At 62.4% G+C, this 22,923-nt stretch carries 23 protein-coding genes; 11 read left to right on the forward strand and 12 right to left on the reverse strand.

From position 1 onward, the window contains the following. Window positions 1–12: 12 nt before the first annotated feature. A complete protein-coding gene (locus ACTJKE_RS11990) occupies window positions 13–1,746 on the reverse strand; it encodes an adenylate/guanylate cyclase domain-containing protein (RefSeq protein ID WP_440691857.1) in 1,734 nt (577 codons plus the stop codon). Between the two features lie 162 nt (window positions 1,747–1,908). After that, window positions 1,909–2,787 carry a LysR substrate-binding domain-containing protein gene (locus tag ACTJKE_RS11995; RefSeq protein ID WP_440691858.1) on the reverse strand — a complete coding sequence of 293 codons (879 nt, stop codon included), beginning with the start codon at window positions 2,785–2,787 and terminating at the stop codon, window positions 1,909–1,911. 99 nt (window positions 2,788–2,886) lie between these two features. Between ACTJKE_RS11995 and ACTJKE_RS12000 the strand changes: the two genes are divergently transcribed. Next, complete coding sequence (locus ACTJKE_RS12000) at window positions 2,887–3,966, forward strand: alkene reductase (RefSeq protein ID WP_440691859.1); 1,080 nt, start codon at window positions 2,887–2,889, stop codon at window positions 3,964–3,966. A 116-nt stretch (window positions 3,967–4,082) separates the two neighbouring features. Here the strand turns inward: ACTJKE_RS12000 and ACTJKE_RS12005 are convergent, their stop codons facing one another. Next, window positions 4,083–4,295, reverse strand: coding sequence for a hypothetical protein (locus ACTJKE_RS12005; protein ID WP_065374917.1), 213 nt, complete (start codon window positions 4,293–4,295; stop codon window positions 4,083–4,085). Further along, window positions 4,292–5,101, reverse strand: a complete 810-nt coding sequence (locus ACTJKE_RS12010) for a DUF2092 domain-containing protein (protein WP_440691860.1) — start codon at window positions 5,099–5,101, stop codon at window positions 4,292–4,294. Before ACTJKE_RS12010 ends, ACTJKE_RS12005 begins: the two co-directional genes overlap by 4 nt. 595 nt (window positions 5,102–5,696) lie before the next feature. Between ACTJKE_RS12010 and ACTJKE_RS12015 the strand changes: the two genes are divergently transcribed. The 3 genes from ACTJKE_RS12015 to ACTJKE_RS12025 all read left to right on the forward strand — a co-directional run bounded on the left by ACTJKE_RS12015 (window position 5,697) and on the right by ACTJKE_RS12025 (window position 9,526). Further along, complete coding sequence (locus tag ACTJKE_RS12015) at window positions 5,697–7,475, forward strand: acetolactate synthase 3 large subunit (RefSeq protein ID WP_065374915.1); 1,779 nt, start codon at window positions 5,697–5,699, stop codon at window positions 7,473–7,475. 23 nt (window positions 7,476–7,498) lie between these two features. Then, a complete protein-coding gene (gene ilvN, locus ACTJKE_RS12020; protein ID WP_065374914.1) occupies window positions 7,499–8,071 on the forward strand; it encodes an acetolactate synthase small subunit in 573 nt (190 codons plus the stop codon). Window positions 8,072–8,494: 423 nt separating this feature from the next. Continuing rightward, window positions 8,495–9,526, forward strand: a complete 1,032-nt coding sequence (locus tag ACTJKE_RS12025) for an NADP-dependent oxidoreductase (RefSeq protein ID WP_440691861.1) — start codon at window positions 8,495–8,497, stop codon at window positions 9,524–9,526. A 473-nt stretch (window positions 9,527–9,999) separates the two neighbouring features. Here the strand turns inward: ACTJKE_RS12025 and ACTJKE_RS12030 are convergent, their stop codons facing one another. Then, complete coding sequence (locus ACTJKE_RS12030) at window positions 10,000–10,344, reverse strand: metalloregulator ArsR/SmtB family transcription factor (protein WP_065374913.1); 345 nt, start codon at window positions 10,342–10,344, stop codon at window positions 10,000–10,002. Window positions 10,345–10,522: 178 nt separating this feature from the next. Between ACTJKE_RS12030 and ACTJKE_RS12035 the strand changes: the two genes are divergently transcribed. Beyond that, the gene (locus ACTJKE_RS12035; protein ID WP_440691862.1) at window positions 10,523–11,485 is read left to right on the forward strand and encodes an acyl-CoA desaturase; all 963 of its coding nucleotides are present in this window, start codon (window positions 10,523–10,525) and stop codon (window positions 11,483–11,485) included. Window positions 11,486–11,504: 19 nt separating this feature from the next. Here the strand turns inward: ACTJKE_RS12035 and ACTJKE_RS12040 are convergent, their stop codons facing one another. Then, complete coding sequence (locus ACTJKE_RS12040) at window positions 11,505–12,350, reverse strand: aldo/keto reductase (protein ID WP_440691863.1); 846 nt, start codon at window positions 12,348–12,350, stop codon at window positions 11,505–11,507. A gap of 239 nt (window positions 12,351–12,589) precedes the next feature. Here ACTJKE_RS12040 and ACTJKE_RS12045 point away from each other — a divergent pair, with 239 nt between their 5' ends. Beyond that, window positions 12,590–13,183, forward strand: a complete 594-nt coding sequence (locus tag ACTJKE_RS12045; protein ID WP_440691864.1) for a LysE family translocator — start codon at window positions 12,590–12,592, stop codon at window positions 13,181–13,183. On the opposite strand, the gene ACTJKE_RS12050 is transcribed toward ACTJKE_RS12045, so the two are convergent. The 3 genes from ACTJKE_RS12050 to ACTJKE_RS12060 form a co-directional block, all read right to left on the reverse strand. Next, window positions 13,175–13,651, reverse strand: a complete 477-nt coding sequence (locus ACTJKE_RS12050; protein WP_440691912.1) for a DUF2269 family protein — start codon at window positions 13,649–13,651, stop codon at window positions 13,175–13,177. The genes ACTJKE_RS12045 and ACTJKE_RS12050 overlap by 9 nt on opposite strands. Before the next feature lie 2 nt (window positions 13,652–13,653). Further along, window positions 13,654–14,949, reverse strand: a complete 1,296-nt coding sequence (locus ACTJKE_RS12055) for an SDR family oxidoreductase (protein ID WP_440691865.1) — start codon at window positions 14,947–14,949, stop codon at window positions 13,654–13,656. A gap of 324 nt (window positions 14,950–15,273) precedes the next feature. After that, a complete protein-coding gene (locus ACTJKE_RS12060) occupies window positions 15,274–16,908 on the reverse strand; it encodes a DUF1254 domain-containing protein (RefSeq protein ID WP_440691866.1) in 1,635 nt (544 codons plus the stop codon). A gap of 458 nt (window positions 16,909–17,366) precedes the next feature. On the opposite strand from ACTJKE_RS12060, the gene nthA reads away from it, so the two are divergent. The 5 genes from nthA (at window position 17,367) to ACTJKE_RS12085 (ending at window position 21,035) form a co-directional block, all read left to right on the forward strand. Continuing rightward, complete coding sequence (gene nthA / locus ACTJKE_RS12065) at window positions 17,367–18,005, forward strand: nitrile hydratase subunit alpha (RefSeq protein ID WP_058321287.1); 639 nt, start codon at window positions 17,367–17,369, stop codon at window positions 18,003–18,005. Next, window positions 18,002–18,661 (forward strand): nitrile hydratase subunit beta, encoded by a 660-nt coding sequence (gene nthB, locus ACTJKE_RS12070; RefSeq protein WP_058326720.1) that lies wholly within the window; start codon window positions 18,002–18,004, stop codon window positions 18,659–18,661. The genes nthA and nthB overlap by 4 nt, the downstream gene beginning before the upstream one ends. After that, the gene (locus tag ACTJKE_RS12075; RefSeq protein ID WP_058326719.1) at window positions 18,648–19,022 is read left to right on the forward strand and encodes a nitrile hydratase accessory protein; all 375 of its coding nucleotides are present in this window, start codon (window positions 18,648–18,650) and stop codon (window positions 19,020–19,022) included. The genes nthB and ACTJKE_RS12075 overlap by 14 nt, the downstream gene beginning before the upstream one ends. Window positions 19,023–19,216: 194 nt before the next feature. Further along, window positions 19,217–20,158 (forward strand): glycosyltransferase family 2 protein, encoded by a 942-nt coding sequence (locus ACTJKE_RS12080; RefSeq protein WP_440691913.1) that lies wholly within the window; start codon window positions 19,217–19,219, stop codon window positions 20,156–20,158. Window positions 20,159–20,189: 31 nt separating this feature from the next. Beyond that, window positions 20,190–21,035: a glycosyltransferase family 2 protein gene (locus ACTJKE_RS12085; protein WP_440691867.1), complete on the forward strand. Its 846-nt coding sequence runs from the start codon at window positions 20,190–20,192 to the stop codon at window positions 21,033–21,035. Window positions 21,036–21,072: 37 nt separating this feature from the next. Here ACTJKE_RS12085 and ACTJKE_RS12090 read toward each other — a convergent pair whose 3' ends face one another. The 3 genes from ACTJKE_RS12090 to ACTJKE_RS12100 are packed head-to-tail and all read right to left on the reverse strand — an operon-like array spanning window position 21,073 to window position 22,815. Beyond that, window positions 21,073–21,906: an anti-sigma factor family protein gene (locus ACTJKE_RS12090; protein ID WP_440691868.1), complete on the reverse strand. Its 834-nt coding sequence runs from the start codon at window positions 21,904–21,906 to the stop codon at window positions 21,073–21,075. Beyond that, a complete protein-coding gene (locus tag ACTJKE_RS12095) occupies window positions 21,903–22,457 on the reverse strand; it encodes an RNA polymerase sigma factor (protein ID WP_440691869.1) in 555 nt (184 codons plus the stop codon). Before ACTJKE_RS12095 ends, ACTJKE_RS12090 begins: the two co-directional genes overlap by 4 nt. Then, window positions 22,441–22,815 (reverse strand): COG4315 family predicted lipoprotein, encoded by a 375-nt coding sequence (locus tag ACTJKE_RS12100; protein WP_440691870.1) that lies wholly within the window; start codon window positions 22,813–22,815, stop codon window positions 22,441–22,443. The genes ACTJKE_RS12095 and ACTJKE_RS12100 overlap by 17 nt, the downstream gene beginning before the upstream one ends. Window positions 22,816–22,923 lie beyond the last annotated feature (108 nt).

Consider the following 22,923-nt stretch of genomic DNA (forward strand, 5'->3'; position numbering starts at 1 on the left):
CAGCCGATTGCGTCACGCCGGCAGTCCTGCCTTCAGCAGGCCCTGGCGGAACAGGTCGCGGTGTTCGTCCAGCTCAAGCAGGAGGCCGCGCCGGATGAAGTCTTCCGTGGAGAAGTCCGGGCGCACCTGCAGAAGGCGGGCCTTCGTCTCCTCGGCGGCGGCGCTGCTGCCGGCCTGCGCATGGCAGGCGACAAGGCGCGCGAGCGTGAAGGGGCCGGGATTGGGCAACTCCTTGAGCGCCGCGGCCGCCTCTTCATAGCGGCCGAGGATATAAAGGGCGTTGCCGAGTGCAGCGCTATACCAGGGCGGCGGAAATGGGTTCAGCCGGAAGCCTTCGTTGATCCACTCCATTGCTTCATCAAGCTTGCCGCGTCGCGCAAAGAGGCCTCCCATCTGCACCAGCGTACTGGCATCATTGGGGTTCAGCAGATAGGCGCGCCGATAGTGCCGCTCGGCCAACTCGAATTCGCGGCGATTGACGTGAATGAGCGCCAGCAGCCGCTGGCAACCGCCTTCGGTCTCGTCGAGCGAGACCGCCTTGCGCGCCATGGCCAGGGCACAGTCGAGAACGTCCTGCGGGGCATTGGCGTAGCCTTGCGCGGCGGTGGTCGCGAGTGCCAGATGGGCGTAAGCCAAGGCAAAATGCGGGTCGCGGTCGACCGCCGCCTGGAACATGGCGCATGCCTGCCGGTTGTCTTCCGGCTCGTAGCCGCGAATATGCGCGAGCCCACGCAGGTAGAATTCATAGGCCGCAAGGCTCGTCGGCGGCTTGCGGAGCGCCTGCCGCATGCCGGCGCTCTCGATCTGCCCGACGAGGGTGGAGACGATCGTCCGGGTCACCTCATCCTGCACCGCGAAAATATCCGTCAGGCTTCGGTCGTAATGCTCCGACCAGAGGTGCGCGCCGCTCGCTGCCTCGACCAGCTGCGCGGTGACGCGGATCCGCTCGCCGGCGCGGCGGACGCTGCCCTCGACGAGGTAGGTGACGCCGAGCCGGCGGCCGATCTCCCTTCTATCGACACTTCGATCGCGGAAGCTGAAGGATGAACTGGCTGATGTGACGGAAAGCGAGCGGAACCGCGCGAGCCCGCCGATGACGTCCTCGCTGACGCCGTCGCTGAAGAAGGTCTGCTCCGTCGCGCCGCCGAGGTTCTCGAATGGCAGGACCGCGATCGACGTGTGCGCGCAGGCTTGCGAGGCCGCCGGCCCCATTGTCGGTGCGTCCGTCCAGTGCCAGACGCGGATGGGGCGCGTGATGTTCTTCAGCGCGATCTCGCCGCCGTCGAGGAAGGCCGATCGGTTCTTGGCGCTGAGTTGCCGATGGACGACATCGGCGATGCATATGCCACCGGGGGACGCCGAGGCCTGCAGGCGCGCGGCGACGTTGACGCCGTCGCCAAGGAGATCGTCTCCTTCAATGACGACGTCGGCGAGATTAATGCCGATCCTGACGAGGATGCGGTCGTCGGGAGGCTGCTCCAGCTGATCGGAAGCGAGCGCCTCCTGCAGCGACAGGGCGCAATCCACCGCGTTGACGGCGGAGTCGAAGACGACCAGCGCGCCGTCACCCATCAGCTTGACGATCCGCCCGCCGCAGGCGGCGATGCTGGGAGCAAGGATGGACGTCTGCAGCCGCTTCATAGTGCCGAGCGTGCGAATTTCGTCGGCCTCCGTCAGACGGGAGTAGCCGACAATGTCGGTGGCCATGATGACCGCAAGTCGCCGCTCGACGCGCCCGTTTGCCATCCTGCTCTCCGCATGCTGTCTATATTTTAGCGTGTTCTCACTAGGGCCGGAAGATGAAGGCGTTCGCGGTCCAAGCGCGTTTTTCAGATTCGCTCCTTGCGTCTTTTTCGATTTTTCGAATGTCGTTTCGTAAAACCGCTGCGTACTTCTGCGCGATTCACTCTAGCTGCGTCCCATCTGTTGCTGCAGAAATTCAATGAAGCGTTGGGTCTTGGCCGGCAGCAGCCGCGTTTCGGTGATGGCGTGGATTGCGACGGAGATGCCCTCCCAGGCGGGCAGCACACGCTTCAACCGGCCCTCGGCGAAATCGTCACCGGCGATGCGTTCGGCCAGCAAGGCGATGCCCTGACCGTTGACGGCAAGTGCGCTCATCATGCCGACATTGTTGACCGTGAAGCGGCCGCCGACCGAAACCTCGATCTTGTGGTTGCTGCCATCATGCAGCGTCCAGTCCGTTGCCCTCGGCATGGAGATGCAGTCGTGGCGGGCCAGATCCGCCGGATCCTGTGGCTCCCCAGACGCCGCCAGATAGGCAGGGGAAGCGTAGAGATAGCGTGCGTGGCGGCCGAGCAGCCGCGCAATCAGGCGTGAATCCTGCAGTTCGCCCGCACGGATCACCACGTCGAAGGGCTCCGCCACCAGATCGACGCGTCGCGGCGTCAGGTCGAAATCGAAGGTGATGCCGGGATAGCGCCGGGCGAATTCCGCGATCAGCGGCGTCATGTAGATGGTTGCGAAATCGACCGGCATCGAGACGCGCAGGAGGCCGCTCGGCTGCTCCAGCATGGCGCCAAGCTGCTCATGCGCCAGGCGCGCCTCGTCGACGATGCGTTTGCTGCGCTCGAAATAGAGCTGGCCCGCTTCGGTGAGTTCGATCTTTCGCGTCGTGCGGTTGAGCAGTCTCAACCCGATCGCCTTCTCCAATTCGCTGATCCGTCGCGACAGGGTGGAGTTGGGCATGCCGACAACCTCCGCCGCTTTGCGGAAGCTTCGGGCTTTCGCCACTTCGACGAACAGTGCCATGTCGTTCAGATGGGTCACCGTATTGCTCCATCAATGGAATAGTAATTTCAATCTTCCCAGATTTATCCCAGCGTCGGAATAGTGGACAAGGGCTGCAACACGATAAAGCGCCTCAACATGGAGAGCCCAATGAGCACGCTATTCAACCCTGTCCGTATCGGTCGCTACACGCTTGCCAACCGGCTGGCCATGGCGCCGATGACCCGCAGCCGCGCCGAATTCGATGGTACGCCCGGCACACTCGCCGCCGAATATTACGCCCAGCGCGCCAGCGTCGGCCTGATCGTGACCGAGGGCACCCAGCCTTCGGACGATGGCCAGGGCTATCTCACCACACCCGGCATCTACACCGATGCGCATGTCGCCGGCTGGAAGAAGATTACTGCTGCCGTGCACGAGAGGGGCGGTCATATCTTCGTCCAGCTCATGCATGCCGGACGCATGTCGCATCCGGACAACACGCCGCATCACCGCCAGGGCGTTGCGCCGTCGGCGATCGCGCCGGGGAGCGGCATGTTCACGGCGACGGGCATGCAGGACATCCCGACGCCGCGGGCGCTGACGTCAGAAGAGGTGCGCCAGACGGTCGCTGACTTCCGCCATGCGGCCCGTCGCGCAATCGAGGCCGGTGCCGATGGCGTCGAGATCCATGGCGCCAACGCCTATCTGGTTCATCAGTTCCTGGCGCCGAGCGCCAACACCCGCACCGACGAATATGGCGGATCGATCGAGAACCGCGCGAGCTTCGCGATCGAGGTGGCCGCGGCCATCGCCGAGGAGATCGGCGCGGACCGCACCGCCATTCGGCTTTCTCCCGGCCTTGCGATGTGGGGCATCGACGAGGGTGCCGAAGGGCCGGATCTCTATCGTTATCTGGTGGCCGAACTCGACAAGCTGGGCCTTGCCTATCTGCACATCATGCATGCGGGCGACGAGCCGCTGCTCGCCTCGCTTCGCAAATTGTGGATGCAGCCCTTGATCCTGAACAGGCCCGGCCGCGGACGCGACGAGATCGGTTCCGATCTCGCATCCGGGCTCGCCGATCTGGAAGCCTATGGCCAGATGGTGCTGGCCAATCCGGATTTCGTTCACCGGCTGAAAGCCGACGCGCCTATGAACGACGCCGACCGCATGACCTATTTCGGCGGCACCGCGAAGGGTTACGTCGACTATCCGGCGCTCGCCGCTACCGCCTGAAGCGGGAGCCTACTGCATGTTTTTGTCCTTTAACCGGCTACGATTAAAGAAACATGCAGTAGCTGCACGTCTTGATCACCCGACCATAGGAGCGCATTGAGCTTCTCGGCTGCGATTTAGCAGTAGTAGACGCCAACTGCGCAGCGGCGCACGGTGCGCCGCGCCACTCCGGCCACGCTGACCGGCGTAAGCGGACGCCCGACCCTGGCCTCGGCTGTCGAGACGAAACTGTACGAACTCGATGCTGGAATGCGCTCCGCCGCTTGCAGTGCTGGAAAGCCGACGATGCCGGCGAGCAGCACAATTCTCAATTTCTTTGACACGGTCATTGGCCGCCTCCTATGGCCAGATGGCCGGGCAGTTCATCAATATCGGTGAGTTCCTTCGGATCGACCTTCTTGGCGTTGGTCTCGTTCTTGAAGCCGAAATCGTCCGCAGCAACCTCACTGCCGGTCTTCCAGTCCCTGGTCTGGACGCTGTATTGCGGTGCCTGGTCAAGCTGATTGCTGGTGATGACATACCGGCAGGGATAGGGGCGCTCGCCCTGAGCGATCCAGATCTGCCAGTCACTCTCCTTGGTGCGAAATGCCAGATGATCGCATTCGGTGCCGCCGATTACGCCGCTGCCGAGGTCCTTTACGTCAACAACGTCGGTCATCAGCACATCGTAGACATTCGACAGAAGCAAATCGGCGCCAGGCATGGGCTTCTGGAGCTTTTCCCGCAACTCGTCGACGAGCTGGTCCAGCGTGCCGGTCTTCTCGACCTCGGTATAGAGATTGGCGTCCTTGCCGAGAATCGTGAGAGTCTTGCCGTCGAAGATCATCTCGACATTGGCGAAGCCGCCAGTGCGCGTCGCACGAATCTTGTCGGGCCGGGTGAGATCGATCGTTCCAGAACTCGCTAGTTGGAGCTTCTGGTGATCCTTGGTAACAACCTCGAGATTAGTATCATAACCAAAAGATATGGTCTTCTGCGCCGCCAAATAGTCGGACATGGCCTTGAGCAGGCTCTTGGCCTCAGCCTCCCCGGCCTTCGCGCCTGAAGGTGTTCCCATGCCAACGATTAATGCCAATACCGCAGCCGACACCGTCGCGGTGGAACGCACCACGGCTTTCTGCACAAGCTTCACCATCTGATTTTTCTCCCTCTATGCCGCACTCGGCTTACATGAGGTCGCCTCCCGGTAGCGATCGCTCCGAGGGTGGCGATAAGTGGCGTAAGAATAAATGGCAGACAAATGATCGCGCGGAGATTCACCTCGCGCGAGAGGTGAATCTCCGCGCCGAACCGTACGCTTGCAATCGTAAGTCACGGATACTAGCAGGTTAATCAAATAGTGTCGACGCGATTGCAAGGCCGCTGCGCCGGCGTTCTGATCGGCACCCGACAGGCTGACATGATCTGGTGCCGGAATGAGCCGCTTCGGCACCTTGCCGCCCGGTTTTCTCAACCGGCCACGGGCCGGGCGCCCCTGTTTGCGCAACAATGTTCCGCGCGGAAGCCCGATCGTGTAACTAAAAGCCGTTGACGCCTTCGGCATTTGTGGTTATCAACTCGGCCCATGAAAAATTTCGCGGTTATTCTTGTGGTGGGACGGCGCATGGGCAGGATGGTGTAACCATCCGGCGGTAGCCACCCATGCGCTGAACGAGGCTCCTGACGGGGCCTTTTTTTATGCCTTCAAACAAGCTAAGCACCCAACTGGGAAAAGGGACGGAAGCAAGTCAATGAGCGGTACAGAAAACCAGATGACAGGCGCGGAGATCGTTCTCCAGGCACTGAGAGACAACGGCGTCGAGCATATCTTCGGCTATCCGGGCGGCGCGGTGCTTCCGATCTACGACGAAATCCACCAGCAGGACGATATCCAGCACATCCTCGTTCGCCACGAGCAGGGCGCCGGCCACATGGCCGAAGGTTACGCCCGCTCCACCGGCAAGGTCGGCGTCATGCTGGTCACGTCAGGCCCCGGCGCCACCAATGCGGTGACGCCGCTGCAGGACGCGCTGATGGATTCGATCCCGCTCGTCTGCATCTCCGGCCAGGTTCCGACCTCGCTGATCGGCTCCGACGCCTTCCAGGAGTGCGACACGGTCGGCATCACCCGGCCGTGCACCAAGCACAACTGGCTGGTCAAGGACGTCAACGATCTCGCCCGCATCATCCATGAGGCTTTCCGCGTTGCCCAGTCGGGCCGCCCGGGTCCCGTCGTCGTCGATATCCCGAAGGACATCCAGTTTGCGACCGGCACCTACACGCCTCCATCAGCCGTTCCGACCCAGAAGAGCTACCAGCCGAAGAAGCAAGGCGATCTGAAGAAGATCGAGGAAGCGGTCGAACTGATGCGCAACGCGCGCCAGCCGATCATCTATTCCGGCGGCGGCGTCATCAATTCCGGTCCGGAAGCCTCGCATCTGCTGCGCGAACTGGTCGAACTAACCGGCTTCCCGATCACCTCGACGCTGATGGGCCTCGGCGCCTATCCGGCCTCCGGCAAGGCCTGGCTCGGTATGCTCGGCATGCACGGCACCTACGAAGCCAACATGGCGATGCATGACTGCGACGTCATGATCTGCATCGGCGCCCGCTTCGACGACCGCATCACCGGCCGCCTCAACGCGTTCTCGCCGAACTCCAAGAAGATCCACATCGACATCGACCCGTCGTCGATCAACAAGAACGTGCGCGTCGACGTGCCGATCCTCGGCGATGTCGGCACGGTTCTGGAAGACATGGTTCGCCTGTGGCGTGCTGCTTCCAAAAGCGCTGACAAGGCGCGTCTCTCGGACTGGTGGGAGATGATCACCAAGTGGCGCGCCCGCAATTCGCTCGCCTATGCGCCGAACGACGACGTCATCATGCCGCAGTATGCGATCCAGCGGCTCTTTGAGCTGAGCAAGGGCCGCGATACCTACATCACGACGGAAGTCGGCCAGCACCAGATGTGGGCGGCGCAGTTCTTCGGCTTCGAGCAGCCGAACCGCTGGATGACCTCGGGCGGTCTCGGCACCATGGGCTATGGCTTCCCCGCCGCCATCGGCGTCCAGGTCGCGCATCCGAACAGCCTCGTCGTCGACATCGCCGGCGACGCCTCGATCCAGATGTGCATCCAGGAAATGTCCTGTGCCGTTCAGTACGGCCTGCCGGTCAAGATCTTCATCCTCAACAACCAGTACATGGGCATGGTGCGGCAATGGCAGCAGCTCTTGCACGGCAACCGCCTGTCGCACTCCTACACCGAGGCGATGCCTGATTTCGTCAAGCTGGCGGAAGCCTATGGCGGCGTCGGCATCCGCTGCGACAAGCCGAGCGAGCTCGACGCTGCGATCCGCCAGATGATCGACACGCCGGCACCGGTCATCTTCGATTGCCGCGTTGCCAATCTCGCCAACTGCTTCCCGATGATCCCCTCGGGCAAGGCGCATAACGAGATGCTGTTGCCCGACGAAGCCACGGACGAAGCGGTCGCCAACGCGATCGACGCCAAGGGCCGTCAGCTCGTCTGAGTTAGGTAGAGGAACCAACCGAAATGAACGCACACCTTCAACCGACCGGCTCCGCCTACTTCATCGCCAAGGAGACCGAGCTCGCCGAAACCCACACGCTTTCGGTTCTCGTCGACAACGAGCCCGGCGTCCTTGCCCGCGTCATCGGCCTGTTCTCCGGCCGCGGCTACAACATCGAAAGCCTCACGGTTTCGGAAACGGAACACGAGGCGCACCTGTCGCGCATCACCATCGTGACGCGCGGCACGCCGCATGTGCTCGACCAGATCAAGAACCAGCTCGAACGGTTGGTTCCGGTCCACCGCGTCGTCGACCTGACGGTGCGCGCCGCAAGCCTAGGCCACGACCGGCCGATCGAGCGCGAACTGGCGCTCGTCAAGGTGCATGGCTCGGGCGACCACCGCGTCGAGGCCCTGCGTCTCGCCGACGCTTTCCGCGCCTCCGTCATCGACGCCAACATCGATCACTTCGTCTTCGAGATCACCGGCAAGCCGTCGAAGATCGAGCAGTTCATCGCCATCATGAAGCCACTCGGCCTCATCGAAGTCTGCCGCACGGGTATTGCGGCCATGAACCGCGGCCCGCAGGGCATGTGATTTTTGCGGCGGGTGAGGAGGGTCACGTGCGCTCCGCGTGCGAGGCTGCCCTAGGCTGGATTGCCCCTCACTCTTCAAACTGGGGTTGCCCCTCTCCCCGCAGGCGGGGAGAGGGGCGCTGGCGCTGAGCCAGCCCTATCTTTTTGGCCCGCTCGCGAAAAAATTCTTCAAAACCTGTGACGCAAGGTGCGCTGCGATCCGCCGTGACAGCCCGCGTGAACTCAGTCGCAAACGGTGCTTTTGCACTGGGCGGCTGCCACGCGTTTCCTTCTCCCCGCAGGCGGAGAGAAGATGGCCGGCAGGCCGGATGAGGGGCCCGCGGAAGCCCGGAGAAGCCGCCCGGACACCCGGCGCGCTGTTGACTTCACCGGCATTTCTCGCCGATGAATCCCGGATAGAAAATCCGACGATAGCAGGTGCCGGATGAGCTCGACGACAATGCAGGCATTCGTGCTGACACGATACGGCGGTCCTGATGCTGCTGAATTACGCGACGTGCCGCGTCCGCGGCCGGCGCACGGCGAGGTGCTTGTCCGAGTGCATGCCGCAGGACTTAATCCTGTCGACTACAAGACGCGCGAAGGGATGCTCAAGGTCGTCCAGCGATATCCCTTGCCTGTTGTCATGGGCAACGAACTTGCCGGCGTCGTCGAGGCGCTGGGAGAAGACGTCACGTCCTTCACGCCGGGAGATCGTGTCTTTGCGCGCATGCCCAAGGGGGCCATGGGCGGCCTCGCCGAATTTGCCGTCGTGCCGGAACAGTTTCTGGCGAAGATGCCCGCATCGATCGATTTCAACACGGCAGCCGGCGTTCCGCTCGTCGGCCTCACGGCCTTGCAGGCGCTGCGCGACGAACTTCATGTGGGCCGAGGCAGCAAGATCTTCATATCCGGCGGTGCTGGCGGCGTCGGCACCTTCGCCATCCAGCTGGCGAAATGGCTGGGGGCGGAGGTAACGACGACGGCGTCGCCCCGTGGCCGTGCGCTTGTCGAAGAGCTCGGCGCGGATGTGGTGATCGATTATACGACAGAAAGGTTCGAGGAACAGTTGCGCGGCATGGACGGCGCCTTCGATCTGCTTGGCGGCGAAACGCTCATGAAGTCATTCGGCGTGGTCAAGCGCGGCGGCAAAGTGGTCTCCATCGCCGGCATGCCCGAGCCGGAAACGGCGCGCAAGGACCTCGACCGTGGCCTGTTCCTGAGGTCGCTTTTCTGGCTTGCCTCCTACCGGATCCGTGCCGTCGCCAGGAAACATGGCGTCACCTACCGTTACCTGTTCATGCATCCTGATGGTGCCGAACTTGCCGAGCTCGCCGATCTCATCGAGGCCAAGGCGATCAGGCCCGTCATCGACCGCGTATTTCCGCTCAAGGATGTAGCGCAAGCCTTTGCCTATCTGGAATCCGGCCACGCCAAGGGCAAGGTGGTGGTGGAGATCGGGAGCCGCTCCGGCTGACCTAAGTCTGCCGCAACGGCATCGCCGCGGTGAACCGCGGCCCGTAGGGACTATGATTTCCAGCGTGGGTTACACGGGCTGTCCGCCCCCCGGACAGCCCCTCACCCTAGCCCTCTCCCCGCAGGCGGGGAGAGGGGACGCGGTTGTGCGCTGCTGCAGCCCTAGGTTCCTTTCAGGGACGAGCACGCTGCCAATGGATGCCGTTGAGGCGAGCGGGCGCGGCGCATCTCCTTCTCCCCGCAGGCGGGGAGAAGGTGGCCGGCAGGCCGGATGAGGGGCTGGTCTGGAGGGAAGGCAGAGGTCTCAGATCATCTCCAATGACCGCCTGCACCGAGGAAGCGGGAGGCACGGTCAGGCTCGGAGAGGTCTTCCGCCGAGAGGTGTCTGTTGATCACGTCGCGGTTCTCGCAGGTGTGGCGAATTTCGCTCTCCCGCAGGCGAAACGGTGGCCGTCAGGCCGGATGAGGGCTGTCCTACTTTGACTTCGCCTTCGCTTCGCTCTCCCGCTTGAGAGGACGGCTGACCGGACAGACCTCCTGGGCAAAACCGTTCAGCGTGTTGATCAGATTGTTGGTCACGATGGTGTAGTGAACGAACTGGCCGCGCTTTTCCTTGGCAATCAAGCCGGCGTTCTCCAGCACCGTCAGATGCTGCGACACCGAGGGCTTGCTCATGTTGAAGCGCTCGGCAATCTCGCCCGCCGTCAGGCTGGAGGCTGAGAGATAGGCCAGTATCTTGCGTCGATGCAGCGACGATAGTGCGTTGAACACACGTTGCGCCGAACCGCCTGCATCCTGGTTAAGCGTGTCGTCGTTCACAACATCTCCTTTGTCGCCGGCAGATCGATCAATAGGTAATTAGGATATTGCCTAAATACCTATTCGCGGGTAAATATGTAATTAGTTTATTTCCTAAATAACTTCTGCGCCGGTTGTTTTCAACCGGGTCCTTCAGTGTTGCCTGAAAACTGGTCTGGGTTTTGTTGTGGAGGGTGCCATGAATGTCGTGTCGACTGGCAGAATGATAGCGCTGCGCGATAGCGAACCGGTGAACGGCCGGGTCGTCTGGGTTCCGGGCAAGTCGCTCTGGATCTCCGGAATGACGCTCGTGGCCGTTATCGGTGCGCCAATGACGTTTTCGGTGGACGCCCTTGTGATCTTCATCGTTCTGACGGCCCTTACGATCTGCCTCGGCCATTCGGTTGGCATGCACCGGCTACTGATCCATCGCTCTTTTGAGGCGCCGCTCTGGCTCGAGCGCATCCTCGTCACCTTCGGTGTGCTTGTCGGCATGGCCGGGCCGTTCGGCATGATCTACGCCCATGACATTCGCGATTGGGCGCAGCGCCAGCAGGCCTGCCACGATCTTTTCGCGCACCGCCGACCTTTCCTTCAGGACGCCTTCTGGCAGATGCATTGCGTGGTCGCGCTCGATCATCCGCCGCGATTTATCATTGAAGACCGTGTCGCGCAGGATCGGTTCTATCGCTTCCTTGAAGTGACATGGATGCTGCAGCAGGCGCCGCTGGCGCTGGTGCTTTTCGTCTTCGGTGGCATTTCCTGGGTGATCTGGGGCGTGGCGGTCCGTGTTTCCGTCTCGCTCACCGGTCATTGGCTGGTCGGTCACTTCGCCCATCGCGGCGGCGAGCAGGGGTGGCGCGTCGATGGCGTCGCGGTGCAGGGCTACAACCTGCCGCGTTTCGGTCTGGTGACCTTCGGTGAAGCCTATCACGGCAACCACCACGCCTTTCCGGAATCCGCCAGGCTCGGGATCGAGGACGGGCAGATCGATCTGGGCTGGTGGTTCATCCGCCTGCTTTCGCGCCTGGGGCTGGCTTCGGCGATCAAGCTGCCGTCCAATACGCGAAAGCGCGCCGGTCTCAGACGTATCGCTGCAGGTCCGGAAGGACTGACCGGCCAGAGAAAGGCCTGTCCTGTCCTGCGCGGGTTGCTGCGGTAATGCTTAAGCTGGCGGCTGGTTAGATCATCTCCAATGATCGCTTGCGCTTCGGCGGCGGGAAGGCGCGGTCGAGGTCGCCGAGGTCTTCCGCCGTCAGGTGAATGTCCATCGCGTCGCGGTTTTCGCGGGCGCGGTCCGCCGAACCGGTCTTGGGGATCGAGATCACGCCGGGACGGGTTTTGAGGAAGGCAAGCGCGATCTGCGATGGCGTCGCCTGATGCGCCTTGGCGATGTGGATGAGATCCGGATGGCGCAGCAGCCGGCCTTCGTCGAGCGGCGAATAGGCCATGATTGCGATGCCGCGCTTTTGACACCAGGGCAAAAGGTCGAACTCGATGCCGCGGCGCGAGAGGTTGTAGAGCACCTGGTTGACCGCGACGTTCTTTCCGTCCGGCACCGCAAGCAATTCCTCCATGTCGTCGACGTCGAAATTCGACACGCCCCAGGCGCCGATCTTGCCGGCCTTTTTCAGCGCCTCGAAGGCGGCGACGGTTTCGGCAAGTGGATAGCCGCCGCGCCAGTGCAGGAGATAGAGGTCGATTTGGTCGATACCGAGATGCTTTAGGCTGCGTTCGCAGGCGGCTTCGGTGCCGGTTCGGCTGGCATTCGACGGTAGCACCTTGCTGACGATGAAGGCCTCGTCGCGCCGGCCGCTGACCGCTTCGCCGACGATGCGCTCCGAGGCGCCATTGCCGTACATCTCCGCGGTGTCGATCAGCGTCATGCCGAGATCGAGGCCAAGCTGCAGGCTCTTCACTTCATCGTTCTTGCGCGACGGCGCGTCGCCCATGCGCCACGTGCCTTGCCCGAGCACGGGCACGCGGCGGCCATCGGGTAGCGTGGTTGTCGGGATCGGATCATGCATCGGGCTCTCCTCGCAGGCGTATAGGTTGGACGGGCGGTTGGTCGGTCCGATCGGCAATCTAGCGCAAAGCATCGCGCTTTCGAGCCCACGCCGTCGGGCAAAGCAGTATCGCGCTGCGGCCGGCTAATTTCGCGTAAAGGTCGATGAGATGGCCGTCGTCAATTTGTCACGGTGACAAGTTCGCGACTGGTGCCGGTCAATAGGTCAATTATGTTGACCCAATTGAGCCGGAGGAAACCATGCAGGCCGATACGCTTCTGGCGTTGTTTTTGTTTGCGTTCACCACATCGATCACGCCGGGACCGAACAACATGATGCTGTTCGCATCGGGCGTGAACTTCGGCTTCGTGCGTACCGTTCCGCATATGCTGGGCATCGGTGCCGGCTTCTTCCTGCTCTTGATCGCCGTCGGCTTCGGTCTCGGCGCGCTGCTCCACTCCGTGCCGCTGCTCTACACGGCGTTGAAATTCGCAGGCGGCGCCTATCTCGTCTGGATCGCCTGGAAGATCGGCACCTCGCGTTCGCTCGGCGAAGGCAAGGCCGGCGCCAAGCCGATGACCTTCCTGCAGGCGGCCGCCTTCCAATGGGTCAACCCCAAGGCCTGGGTCATGGCGGTTTCGGCGATGGCGACCTATACCAGCAGCGACAGCTACCTCTTCAGCGTGCTGGTCGTCGGCTTGGTCTTCGCGCTGGTCAATGTGCCGAGCGTTTCCACCTGGGCAGGCTTCGGCTCGGCGCTCCGCCAATGGCTGTCGGAGCCGTCGCGGCTCAAGTGGTTCAACATCACCATGGCGGTACTGCTCGTCGTCAGCCTCTGGCCGATGCTAAAATAGTGCGAATTGCGGCTTGGTGAGCATCAGCCAGAAAATGCCGGTCACGGCCAGGAAGGCCGGGAAACCGCAGGCAAACCAGATGGCGTAGAGCCGGTCGAATTCCTGTGGCAGCGACGCACCGTTTGCCGTTGCAAGACGGGCAAGATCGCGCAGCCGCAACTGGATCCAGACGACCGGGAGCCAGAAGAGACCGGTGACCACATAGAGGATCAGCGACAACACGATCCAGCCTTCCGTCAGCGACCAGCCGACGCTCGTCGCCAGCAGATAGCCGGTGATCGGCTGGATCACCACGGCCGTGGCGGTGAAGACCGTATCGGCGATGACCACCGTTCCGGCGACATGGGCGAGCAATCGTGCATCGCGGGTGCGCCGGGCCATCAACATGAAGAAGGCGATGCCTGCGCCGGTGCCGAAGAGCACGGCGGCGCCGATCACATGGGCAAGGCGCAGCACATCTTCGAGCAGCATCAGCGTTCATCCAGAATGGCAAGCGTCGCAAGTGTGGCGAGGATCGAAGGCAGGACCTTGACGAGCGGTCCGAGCGGTTCGGCCCAGAGTGTGGGTTCGACGAGGCTTGCTGTGGCGAGATAACCGAAAGTCAGCGCGAGCATGCCCAGCAGCGCACGCTTCGCCAAGGGGCGGACGAGGACGGAAATGCCAAGGGCGATATCGGCAAGGCAGGTTGCAAGCGTCATCGCCGTGGCCGGGCCATCGGTGAGAAACCGCAGGAAATGCTGCCGAGCAGCGTCGAAGGCAAAAAGCGGTATCAGTCCGGACAGCAGCCAGAAGAGCGAAAGCCCGACGACCATCAGCGGCTTCAGCAGGTAGAGCCGGGCGAACCAGAGATCCTGAACGCCCGATGGATTGGCTGAAAGGCTCTGGCGGGCGGACAGGAACGGGCCAGGGGCTCGGGGCCAACCCGCGGCAGAAACGCCGCCTGCCATCACCGAAAGCGCGGTCGAGCGCAGCGGCGAACGCCAGCCAAGCCCGCCGGCGATATCGGCAAGGAAACCGACAGGTGCTGCAAGTGCTGCGGGCAACGAGACGGTTCTGGCGGCGGGCAGGCCAAGCCACTCACGGTGCAATGCCACGAGTTCGCCAAGCGTCGGCGGTGTCTCGTCGCCAAGCACGAGATCGCTTCCTTCGGGCATCAACCCGGCAACGGCCGCGCTGACGGCCTCCGCAACATCGCTTATGGCGACCGTTTCGACGCGTGACCCCACGTGCACGAGCGGGATGGCGAAGGGCAGGGCGGCAAGGGCACGCAGCAGCGCCGAACCGCCATGGGCGTTGCGGCCAAGCACCAGCGCCGGCCGAAGGATGACATGCGCCACGCCGCTTGCCGCAAGCGCCTTGTCGGCACGGAACTTGGTGGCGAGGAAGGCGCTGTCGCTGCCGGCGCCGCCCAATGACGCTGAGATCTGGGGTGCGGAGATCTGGACGATCCGCACCGGCGATGCCTTCGCCGCCGCATAAAGCGCCAGCATCGCCGTCTCCTGGGTCGCACCGACATCATCGGCCAAACCATCCTGCAGCGCGCCGGCGCAGTTGACGATGACGTCATGGGTCTCGACCAACCGTCGCCAGTCGCTGGCAGCGCGCATGTCGGCGAGGTCGGCGGCGAACCATTGTGCCTGAGGCCGTTTCAGCCGCGCGCGGGCGACATTGCGGCTAAGGCCGGTTACCATGTGTCCGTCGCTGACAAGACGATCGAGGAGGGCCGAGCCGATGAAGCCGGTGGCGCCGAGAATCAGAACCTTCATGCTGCCAGAATAGCGGAGGCGGTTGCGCGCGAAAGCATCATGTATCGTCAAAGTTTAGTCGCGGCCGGACTTGTTACGGTGACAATTCTGGTCGCCGGTCGCTGATGAAATCGATTTCGAATCCAGATTTCATCAGCTACCACTATCGCCCGAGTGAGGAGGCCGCGCCGTCTGCGCCCGAGGGGTGCGCCGGTGCCGAAAAGCACGGCGGCGCCGATCACATGGGCAAGGCGCAGCGGTGGTGTGAATTCTCGCGATCACGTCGCACCTCGCGGGAGGCTACTTCCGCCGCGATTTGTCAGCATTGCTCCCACATTCCCACCATCAGGGCACGAGTTCGATCTCGCTTAGCCGCCATTCCTTCGTGAAGAACGATTCCAGCGGACTGTAGAGACGCAGGAGCGCAAACCAGCCTTTGCCGGGCATGGTCTGGATCCAGTTGCCGCGTTTCACCCCCTCGGGTTGGGTTGGGCCGAAATAGATCGTCGTCGAGCCATCCGGTTCCGCTTCCGCGGCAGGCGATGGATAGCTCTGGCTGCCGGCGCGCGGGTAGCCTTGCGGCGTCTGTAGCATCGAGCGCGACTGGTTGTCGTAGAGCGTGAAGGACCAGAACGCTGCCGCCGGAATGTCCTTCGGCAGCGTGACCTTGTAGGTCTTGCCGCCGTCGAGGTCGTTCTTGTTGGCGTCCAGGAAACCCATGAGATATTGCGACCCGACCTTGGGGAGCCGCATGATCATGCCGGGCGAGTCGAGCGTGTAGCCGAAGTAGAAGGCCGTCTTGGAATCGAGGGTACGCGCGCCAGTCGGCGGTAGCGGGTCGAACAGGCCGTCCTTTGTGATCATCGGCGGCGGCGTTTCGAAATTTGCGCCACCCTGCCACAGCATGTTTCCCCACATTGAGTCTGGATAGTACGACCAATCAGGATGGGGCCCGCTGAAACGCCAGTTCAACACACGGCTGGCCGCGTTTCCCACCGCTGCTGCATCGGTCAGAATCTTCTTCATCCGGTCGTCCGGGTTGAATTCCTTGCCCTTGACGATACCGATGGCTGCCAACTGGCCTGCAAGTTCCGGATCGTAGGAATCGGCCGGCTCGGCCTGAACATTGGCGTTGATCATCTCGAAGAACGAATAGTCGCTTGGGGGGATCGTATTGAACGCCTTGCCGCTCGCCTCGAGGAACTTGGTTTCAGGAACCGGCGGATTCACTTCAAGCCTGACTTTGCCTTCGAGCGCCGTTGCGATGCTCGTGCCGACACCGCCCGGCGTGTAGGGATAGATCTTCATATTTTTCTTGATGTTCTCGACGGTCGGCTTCGGATCGTTGTCTACAAGGTAACCGCGAGATGCATAGATGACCCGGTTCGTCTTCGACCGCGCAACATAGAAACCACCTTCCGGAACCGGACCGTCATAACCGGGTGGCAGCAGCAGGTATCTTCCGCCTTCGCCGCGGTCGGGACCGGGGAACCCGACATCGATGATCCAGCCAAACCACATGTCGTTGATCGTGCCTACCCCCATAGGAGGCTGCTCGACCACGGTCGGCCCCTTCGTCAGATCCACGATGCTGAAATAGTAGACGGTATCGGCATTGGCCGTGAGGAACAGCGACTTCGAATCCATCAGTTCAGGGTAAAGGGTGACCGTGTTGTCCTCTGCGCCGATGCTGAGAAGACCCTTGCGGATCGCATAGGCCGATGCGCCGCCATAGCTGTTGAGGAACGCGTCAAGGGCGCGAGTGAAATCAAGCGTGTCATAAACCTTGTCGACGGTGTCTGCACTCGGCGCGCCATCCTTGAAATTGAGCGTACCGATGCGAGACTCTACTTTATCCTGGGTAACCAGAATCGGTGGGATTTCGGTCGCCGTCTGGCCAAAAGCTGGATTTCCGCCGTTGACGATGGTTGCGGCGACAAGAGCTGCAAATAGTGGAAGCTTGCTTCTAATAGGTTTCATGCTGCCCTCCATTTGTTGAGTAAGACTCTGGATTGGCGCGGACAACACCACGTTGCCGGATGTCTATGGCGCGATGCACGTTTCCCGACTCCCGAGCATGCTCCGCGAGTACCTTTTGGACAAGTTTGTCTTCATGAGAGTTTGAGTCAGCGGGTCTGCAAATCGGACAGCGTGAACCCTTTCACGAGGCCGTGAAATAGCAATTACGTTACTGCAACATACGTGGAAAACGGCGCTCTTGCTGGCTTTAGCCTCGCGCGTTGGTGGATCCTACATAATAGCGCATTTTTCAATGCTGCCGGTTCGCATGGAACCGGACTTGTTACGGTGACAATTCTGGTCGCCGGTCGCTGATGAATTCGATTTCGAATCCGGATTTCATCAGCTACCACTATCGCGCGAGTGAGGAGGCAGCGCCGTCTGCGCCCGAGGGGTGCGCCGTTGCGAGGAGCCAGGCAATGTCCGAACACCATCATGGTCACGATCACGACCATCATCACCATGACAACCATTTCACCGACATGGAAGCGCGGGTGAAGGCGCTGGAAACGGTGCTGACCGAGAAGGGGCTGATCGATCCGGCGGCGATCGACGCGATCGTCGAGACCTATGAAACGAAGATCGGCCCGCGCAACGGTGCCCGCGTGGTGGCCAAGGCCTGGGTCGATCCCGATTTTGCCGAGTGGCTGAAGCGCGATGCGACGGAAGCGATCGCCAGCCTCGGCTATACCGGCCGGCAGGGCGAGCACATGCGCGCCGTGTTCAATATGGCCGACACCCATAACCTCGTCGTCTGCACGCTCTGTTCCTGCTATCCCTGGTCCGTGCTCGGCCTGCCGCCGGTCTGGTACAAGGCGCCGCCCTATCGTTCGCGCGCCGTCATCGACCCACGCGGGGTGCTCGCCGAGTTCGGCCTGACCTTGCCGGAGACGACGCGAATCCGCGTCTGGGATTCGACCGCGGAACTGCGCTATCTCGTGGTGCCGGTACGGCCGGTAGGCACCGAAGGCTTCAGCGAGGACGAACTCGCGGAACTGGTGACGCGCGATTCCATGATCGGCACGGGCTTGGCACTTGCCGCGGAGGCGTTTCGATGAACGGTCCGCACGATCTCGGCGGCGCGCACGGCCTCGGCCCCGTGGCGCCGGAAAAGGACGAGCCCTATTTCCACGGCGAATGGGAGAAGCGGGCGCTGGGGGTCACGCTCTCCTGCGGCGCGTTCGGCGCCTGGACGATCGACGAAAGCCGGCATGCGCGCGAAAGCCTGCCGCCGGCGACCTATCTTTCGGCGAGCTACTACGAGATCTGGACCCGCGCGCTGGAGACGCTGCTGAAGCGCCACGGCTTCGTCACCCAAGCCGAGCTCGATGGCGGCCATATGCTGGAGCCGGGTGCGAGCCCGAAGCGGGTGCTGAAGGCCGACATGGTGGCCGGCGTGCTGGCGAAGGGCGCGCCTTGCGACCGCCCGGCCGAAGGATTGCCGCGCTTTGCTGCCGGCGACCGGGTGAAGACGAAGAATTTCAATCCGGAGACCCACACGCGGCTGCCGCGCTACGCCCGCGCCAAGCTCGGCCGGGTGGAGACGGTGCAGGGCTTCTTCGTTTTCCCTGATGACAACGCCCATGGTCGCGGCGAAAATCCGCAATGGGTCTATACCGTCGTCTTCGATGGGCCCGAGATCTGGGGCGAGGGCGCCGACCCGACGCTGACGGTCTCGATCGATGCCTGGGAGAGCTACCTTGAACACGTGTAAGGTGGTCTCGCCGCTCATAGCCTCGGCCGAACTGCCGAAATCGCCGGAGGGCGATCCGGTCTTCGCCGAGCCCTGGCAGGCGAACGCCTTCGCCATGACCGTACGCCTGCACGAAAGGGGCGTGTTCTCCTGGCCGGAATGGGCCGAGGCGCTTTCGGCCGAGCTCTACAAGCCTGGCCGCAAGGCGGATGCCAGCGACTACTACGATTGCTGGGTAGCCGCGCTCTCGCGCCTCGTCACCGAGCTCTCGATCGCGTCTGGCCGTGAGCTGGACCACCTGACGCTGAGCTGGCAGCGGGCGGCGGAAGCGACGCCGCACGGGCAGCCGATCCTGCTCGCCAACGATCCCGTGCGGCCCTGATTTCGAAGGCTCCGATCGGCAGGATTTTCGCAAGTTGATCGCAGACGGTTTTTCACGTAGAGGCTGCTAATCTAAACGATCTGGAGCTTGCCGTGGGCGAAACGCGATATCCTTTTTCCTCCATGGAGGCGGCGGCGGAGATGTTCAGAAGAACGCCGCTCGAACGCCTCAGCACATGGCTGGAAACGAAAAGGATGGCCCGGCGGGAGAGGAAAAAGAGACGCCGGCACGAGTTGACGTGCCTGAACGCGCGGGGGCCGGCGACCTTGTCGCCCGACGATATCCCGTTGATGTTCATCACCCACAACGACCTCAAGCTGATGCCGTCGTTCCTGGCGCATTACCGCAAGCTCGGGGTGACACGCTTCATCTGCATCGACGACGTCTCGTCCGACGGCACGCGCGAATATCTGGTGGCGCAGCCGGACGTCGACGTTTGGTCGTCCGTCGTCCGTTTCAAGGAGGCGCGGCGCGGGCGCGAATGGCGGGAAACGCTGTTCGAGCGCTATGGCACCGGCCGATGGTACGTCAATGTCGATTCCGACGAGTATCTCGTCTATGACGGCTATGAGGAACGCGGACTGAAGTGGCTCATTCCGGCGCTGGAACGCATGGGCGCCCGCCGCATGCTCGCCCCCATGCTCGACATGTATCCGGTGGATCTCGAGCGCGCCGACGTTGAAAAGCTGGAGCAACAGGCCCCCTGGGAGATTGCCGATCATTTCGATGCCACCGGCTACGCCATGCATGCGATGAAGCGGGCCTTCAGCGTCAAGGGTGGGCCGCGCTATCGCAAGTTCGGCACCGACCTGGAGATGGTCAAGTATCCGCTGCTGTTCTGGGACGGCGAGTGCTGCTTCGGGCCCAGCATCCATCAGCCCTTGCCCTATGACCGGAATTTTCCAGCCGCCATGGGCGTGCTGCTGCATTTCAAGTTCTTCGCCGACTATGCCGAGGTCGTCGATGCGGCGGCGGCAGGCGGACAGTATTTCGATGCCTCCGCCGTCTATGTGAAGATCAAGGAGAACATAGCAAACGCCGGCGGCCTGCAATTGACGTCGGATGTTTCGGTGCGCTTCACCGGATCGAGGCAATTGCTGGATCTCGGATTTATAACGCGGCTTGAGCGCGCCTGAAGCGCGGCTCGGCGAATGGTTTGGAGTGAGAATGGAGAAGGCGAAACTCGTCGTTCTGTTTCCGGTCTTCAATGGTGCGAAGACCTTGGAAAAGTGCCTGCAGTGCATCGCGGATCAGGATTTCAGGGATTTTCGCGCCATCATCGTCGAGAACAGGTCGACCGACGGTTCGCTGGAGATCGCCAAGGCTTTCGCGGCGAAGGATCCTCGTTTCGAGGTTCTCGAAAACGAGGTCCATCTCAAGGCTGACGAAAACTTCCTCAAGTGCTTCCACCTTGGCACTGAGCTCGGCGAATATTTTTGCCTCAGGGCCTGCGACGACTTTTCGACGCTCGACTACCTGTCGCGCCTCGTCGCCGCCCTGGACGCGGATAAGACCAAGCTGCTCGGGGTTTCGGACGTCAGGCGCTTCAACAACGGCAAGGGACGCCTTGCCAGCCCCAACCGCGACGTCTTCAATTTTGCCCAGCGCGTGCGCGACGGCAACATCCCGCGCAATCTGAGCTATCCGTCCGAATGGGTCTACGGCATCTATCGGTCGCAAGGCAGCCTGGAGATCCTGCTCCGGCGCTATGCCGAGTTCAGCTATCCCTGGACCGGCGCCTCCTACATCGTCACGGAGTTCGTGGTGCGCGATCTCGTCGCCTATGTGGAGGGGCCCGAGTTCCATTTCATCGAGGGTTCGGGATCGGTTCAGCGCTATGGCGCCAAGACCTTCCGGCAGAAGTTTGCCCAGCGCTGGGACTACACCGTCGGCTGCTATCGGCTGAAGGACAAGCTGCCGCCGATGTCACTGTGGACGAGTTTCCTGCTGTTCCGCATGTTCTGGAATGACGCGCGCCGCAAGACCCGCTACAAGCTGCTCGGCTTTTTCTGATTGGGCGGACACGCGCCGGACAGGGCGCGCCGCGATCTTAACTTCCCGTCGCCTCGCTCTTGTCGAACTGGCGGTAGCACTCGTCGGCCACCTGCTGCAGCAGGCTACGCGGCACCTCGCCGGTGACGGCATAGCCGATCGGCCCGTCGATCCAGTAGAAGGTCTCGACGCCGTCGACGCTGTCGATACGGAAACTGGTCTCGCGGTTGTCGTCGTTGCGGCCGAGAAGCACGGTGAGCCTGCGTCCGGTGCCATCCTCATACATGAACATAGCACCCGCCTTGCCATTGACCGGCAGCAGCCGGCCGCCGACCAGCGAGAAGCCGAGCGAGGAGAGATCGGGGATCGACAGCGGATGGTCGAGGCGCTTTCCGAGCCAGGTGGCAAGATGGTTCTGCTCGTTGGCGCCCACTTCGACGGCGTGGCGCACTTCGCTGGCATAGACCAGGAAGGCCGATTGCGCCTGCCGCGGCAAGCTGTCGGCGGTCTCGATCGATTGGTTGCCGCCATCGGCGGAAAACAGAGATGGCGCATAGAGGCCGGTCAGCGCGCCCGCGGCAAAGAGGGCGAGACCGGCGGCGATGGCGCGCAGATGGCCAGTGGCGGATCGCTTGCCCTTGTCCGGGTCCGATTGCGGAAGATCGTTGCGGCTTTTCGAGAGCAGGGCGCGGTCGTTTGTGTCGCTGCGGGCGTAGCCGGCGAAGAGCGCACGAAGGTCCACCGCCTGCGCCTGCCATTGCCTGACTTCTTCGGCGCGGGCGGGGTTGCTCTCCAGCCATTGCTCGATCCGTTCGCGTTCCCGTGGGGTCACGAAACCGTCGACATAGGCGTGCAGGTCGTCCTCGGAGACGGTGTTGAGATCTTCCGTCATTTCGGTCTCCGCATGCTGATCACATTGTCGTCCTTCATGGCTTCGGCAAGCTGGCGTCGGGCGCGTGAGAGCCGCGACATCACGGTGCCGATCGGAATGGCCATCATCTCGGCCACGTCCTGGTAGCGGTATCCCTCGATCACCACGAGCATCAGCACCGAGCGGTTCTCGGTCGAAAGGCCGTTCAGCGCCCGTTCGAGTTTGGAGCGTTCGAGCGGGTCGCCTTCGCGGTTCTCCGCCTCGAGCCCCAGGTCCTCATCCAGCGCCACCTGCGGGTGCATGGAGAGGTAGCGGTGCCGGTTGCGGCCGAGATTGGTCATGATGGTGAAGGCCCAGGCGCGCAGGTTGACGCCGCGCCATTGCGCGCGGCGCGCGAGCACCTTCTCCACGCAATCCTGCAACAGGTCCTCGCCATCCGGATCCGAGCGCACGAGGCTGCGCGCATAGCGCCTCAGGGCCGGCACCAGCGCCAGCACATCCTCTTCGAACCGGTCGGATGCGGGGTTTTCGGCCCCCGCATCCGCATTGCCGCCATTACGGCTTTGCGACATCCCATTCGCCCTTCACGCCATCACCGGTAATGTCACCCATCTTCTTGTCCTTGACGAAGAAATAGAGCGGCATGCCGTCCTTGGCCCACTGTTTCTTGCCGTCCTTGCGCTCGACCAGCGTATAGGCGCCTTCGGCCTTGGCGCTGGCTTCCGCCAGGAAGGGCGGCCAGTTCTTGGCGCAATTGTCGTAGCAGCTGGACACGCCGCCATGGTCGTCCCTGTAGGTATAGAGCGTCATACCGTTTTCCCCGGCCAGTACCTTGCCCTTGGCCGATTCGACTTCCTTGACCGGCGGCGCGGCGAAGGCCGTGGCGCTGGCGGCAAGGAGCATGGCGATCGTCAGTGGAAACGTTCTCATGGCAATTGTCCTTCCTCAAGATGATTTTCCTATCCGGAAACGGGCGAATGCCTCCTCGTCCCGTTCCGCAAGAGCCGCATGCTTGCAGATCCAACCGTGAGACACGGT

Origin of the sequence: Ensifer sp. 22521 (assembly GCF_052044795.1) — a bacterium.
Taxonomy (GTDB): domain Bacteria; phylum Pseudomonadota; class Alphaproteobacteria; order Rhizobiales; family Rhizobiaceae; genus Ensifer.

Excerpts from the sequence above, each read along its gene's own strand:
- ACTJKE_RS12035 (WP_440691862.1), top strand. The coding sequence starts at position 10,523 with ATGAATGTCGTGTCGACTGGCAGAATGATAGCGCTGCGCGATAGCGAA.
- nthB (WP_058326720.1), top strand. The coding sequence starts at position 18,002 with ATGAACGGTCCGCACGATCTCGGCGGCGCGCACGGCCTCGGCCCCGTG.
- ACTJKE_RS12080 (WP_440691913.1), top strand. The coding sequence starts at position 19,217 with ATGGCCCGGCGGGAGAGGAAAAAGAGACGCCGGCACGAGTTGACGTGC.
- ACTJKE_RS12005 (WP_065374917.1), bottom strand. The coding sequence starts at position 4,295 with ATGACCGTGTCAAAGAAATTGAGAATTGTGCTGCTCGCCGGCATCGTC.
- ACTJKE_RS12045 (WP_440691864.1), top strand. The coding sequence starts at position 12,590 with ATGCAGGCCGATACGCTTCTGGCGTTGTTTTTGTTTGCGTTCACCACA.
- ACTJKE_RS12010 (WP_440691860.1), bottom strand. The coding sequence starts at position 5,101 with ATGGTGAAGCTTGTGCAGAAAGCCGTGGTGCGTTCCACCGCGACGGTG.
- ACTJKE_RS12040 (WP_440691863.1), bottom strand. The coding sequence starts at position 12,350 with ATGCATGATCCGATCCCGACAACCACGCTACCCGATGGCCGCCGCGTG.
- ACTJKE_RS12015 (WP_065374915.1), top strand. The coding sequence starts at position 5,697 with ATGAGCGGTACAGAAAACCAGATGACAGGCGCGGAGATCGTTCTCCAG.
- ACTJKE_RS12000 (WP_440691859.1), top strand. The coding sequence starts at position 2,887 with ATGGAGAGCCCAATGAGCACGCTATTCAACCCTGTCCGTATCGGTCGC.
- nthA (WP_058321287.1), top strand. The coding sequence starts at position 17,367 with ATGTCCGAACACCATCATGGTCACGATCACGACCATCATCACCATGAC.
- ACTJKE_RS12095 (WP_440691869.1), bottom strand. The coding sequence starts at position 22,457 with ATGTCGCAAAGCCGTAATGGCGGCAATGCGGATGCGGGGGCCGAAAAC.
- ilvN (WP_065374914.1), top strand. The coding sequence starts at position 7,499 with ATGAACGCACACCTTCAACCGACCGGCTCCGCCTACTTCATCGCCAAG.
- ACTJKE_RS12085 (WP_440691867.1), top strand. The coding sequence starts at position 20,190 with ATGGAGAAGGCGAAACTCGTCGTTCTGTTTCCGGTCTTCAATGGTGCG.
- ACTJKE_RS11990 (WP_440691857.1), bottom strand. The coding sequence starts at position 1,746 with ATGGCAAACGGGCGCGTCGAGCGGCGACTTGCGGTCATCATGGCCACC.
- ACTJKE_RS12055 (WP_440691865.1), bottom strand. The coding sequence starts at position 14,949 with ATGAAGGTTCTGATTCTCGGCGCCACCGGCTTCATCGGCTCGGCCCTC.
- ACTJKE_RS12090 (WP_440691868.1), bottom strand. The coding sequence starts at position 21,906 with ATGACGGAAGATCTCAACACCGTCTCCGAGGACGACCTGCACGCCTAT.
- ACTJKE_RS12025 (WP_440691861.1), top strand. The coding sequence starts at position 8,495 with ATGAGCTCGACGACAATGCAGGCATTCGTGCTGACACGATACGGCGGT.
- ACTJKE_RS12100 (WP_440691870.1), bottom strand. The coding sequence starts at position 22,815 with ATGAGAACGTTTCCACTGACGATCGCCATGCTCCTTGCCGCCAGCGCC.
- ACTJKE_RS12060 (WP_440691866.1), bottom strand. The coding sequence starts at position 16,908 with ATGAAACCTATTAGAAGCAAGCTTCCACTATTTGCAGCTCTTGTCGCC.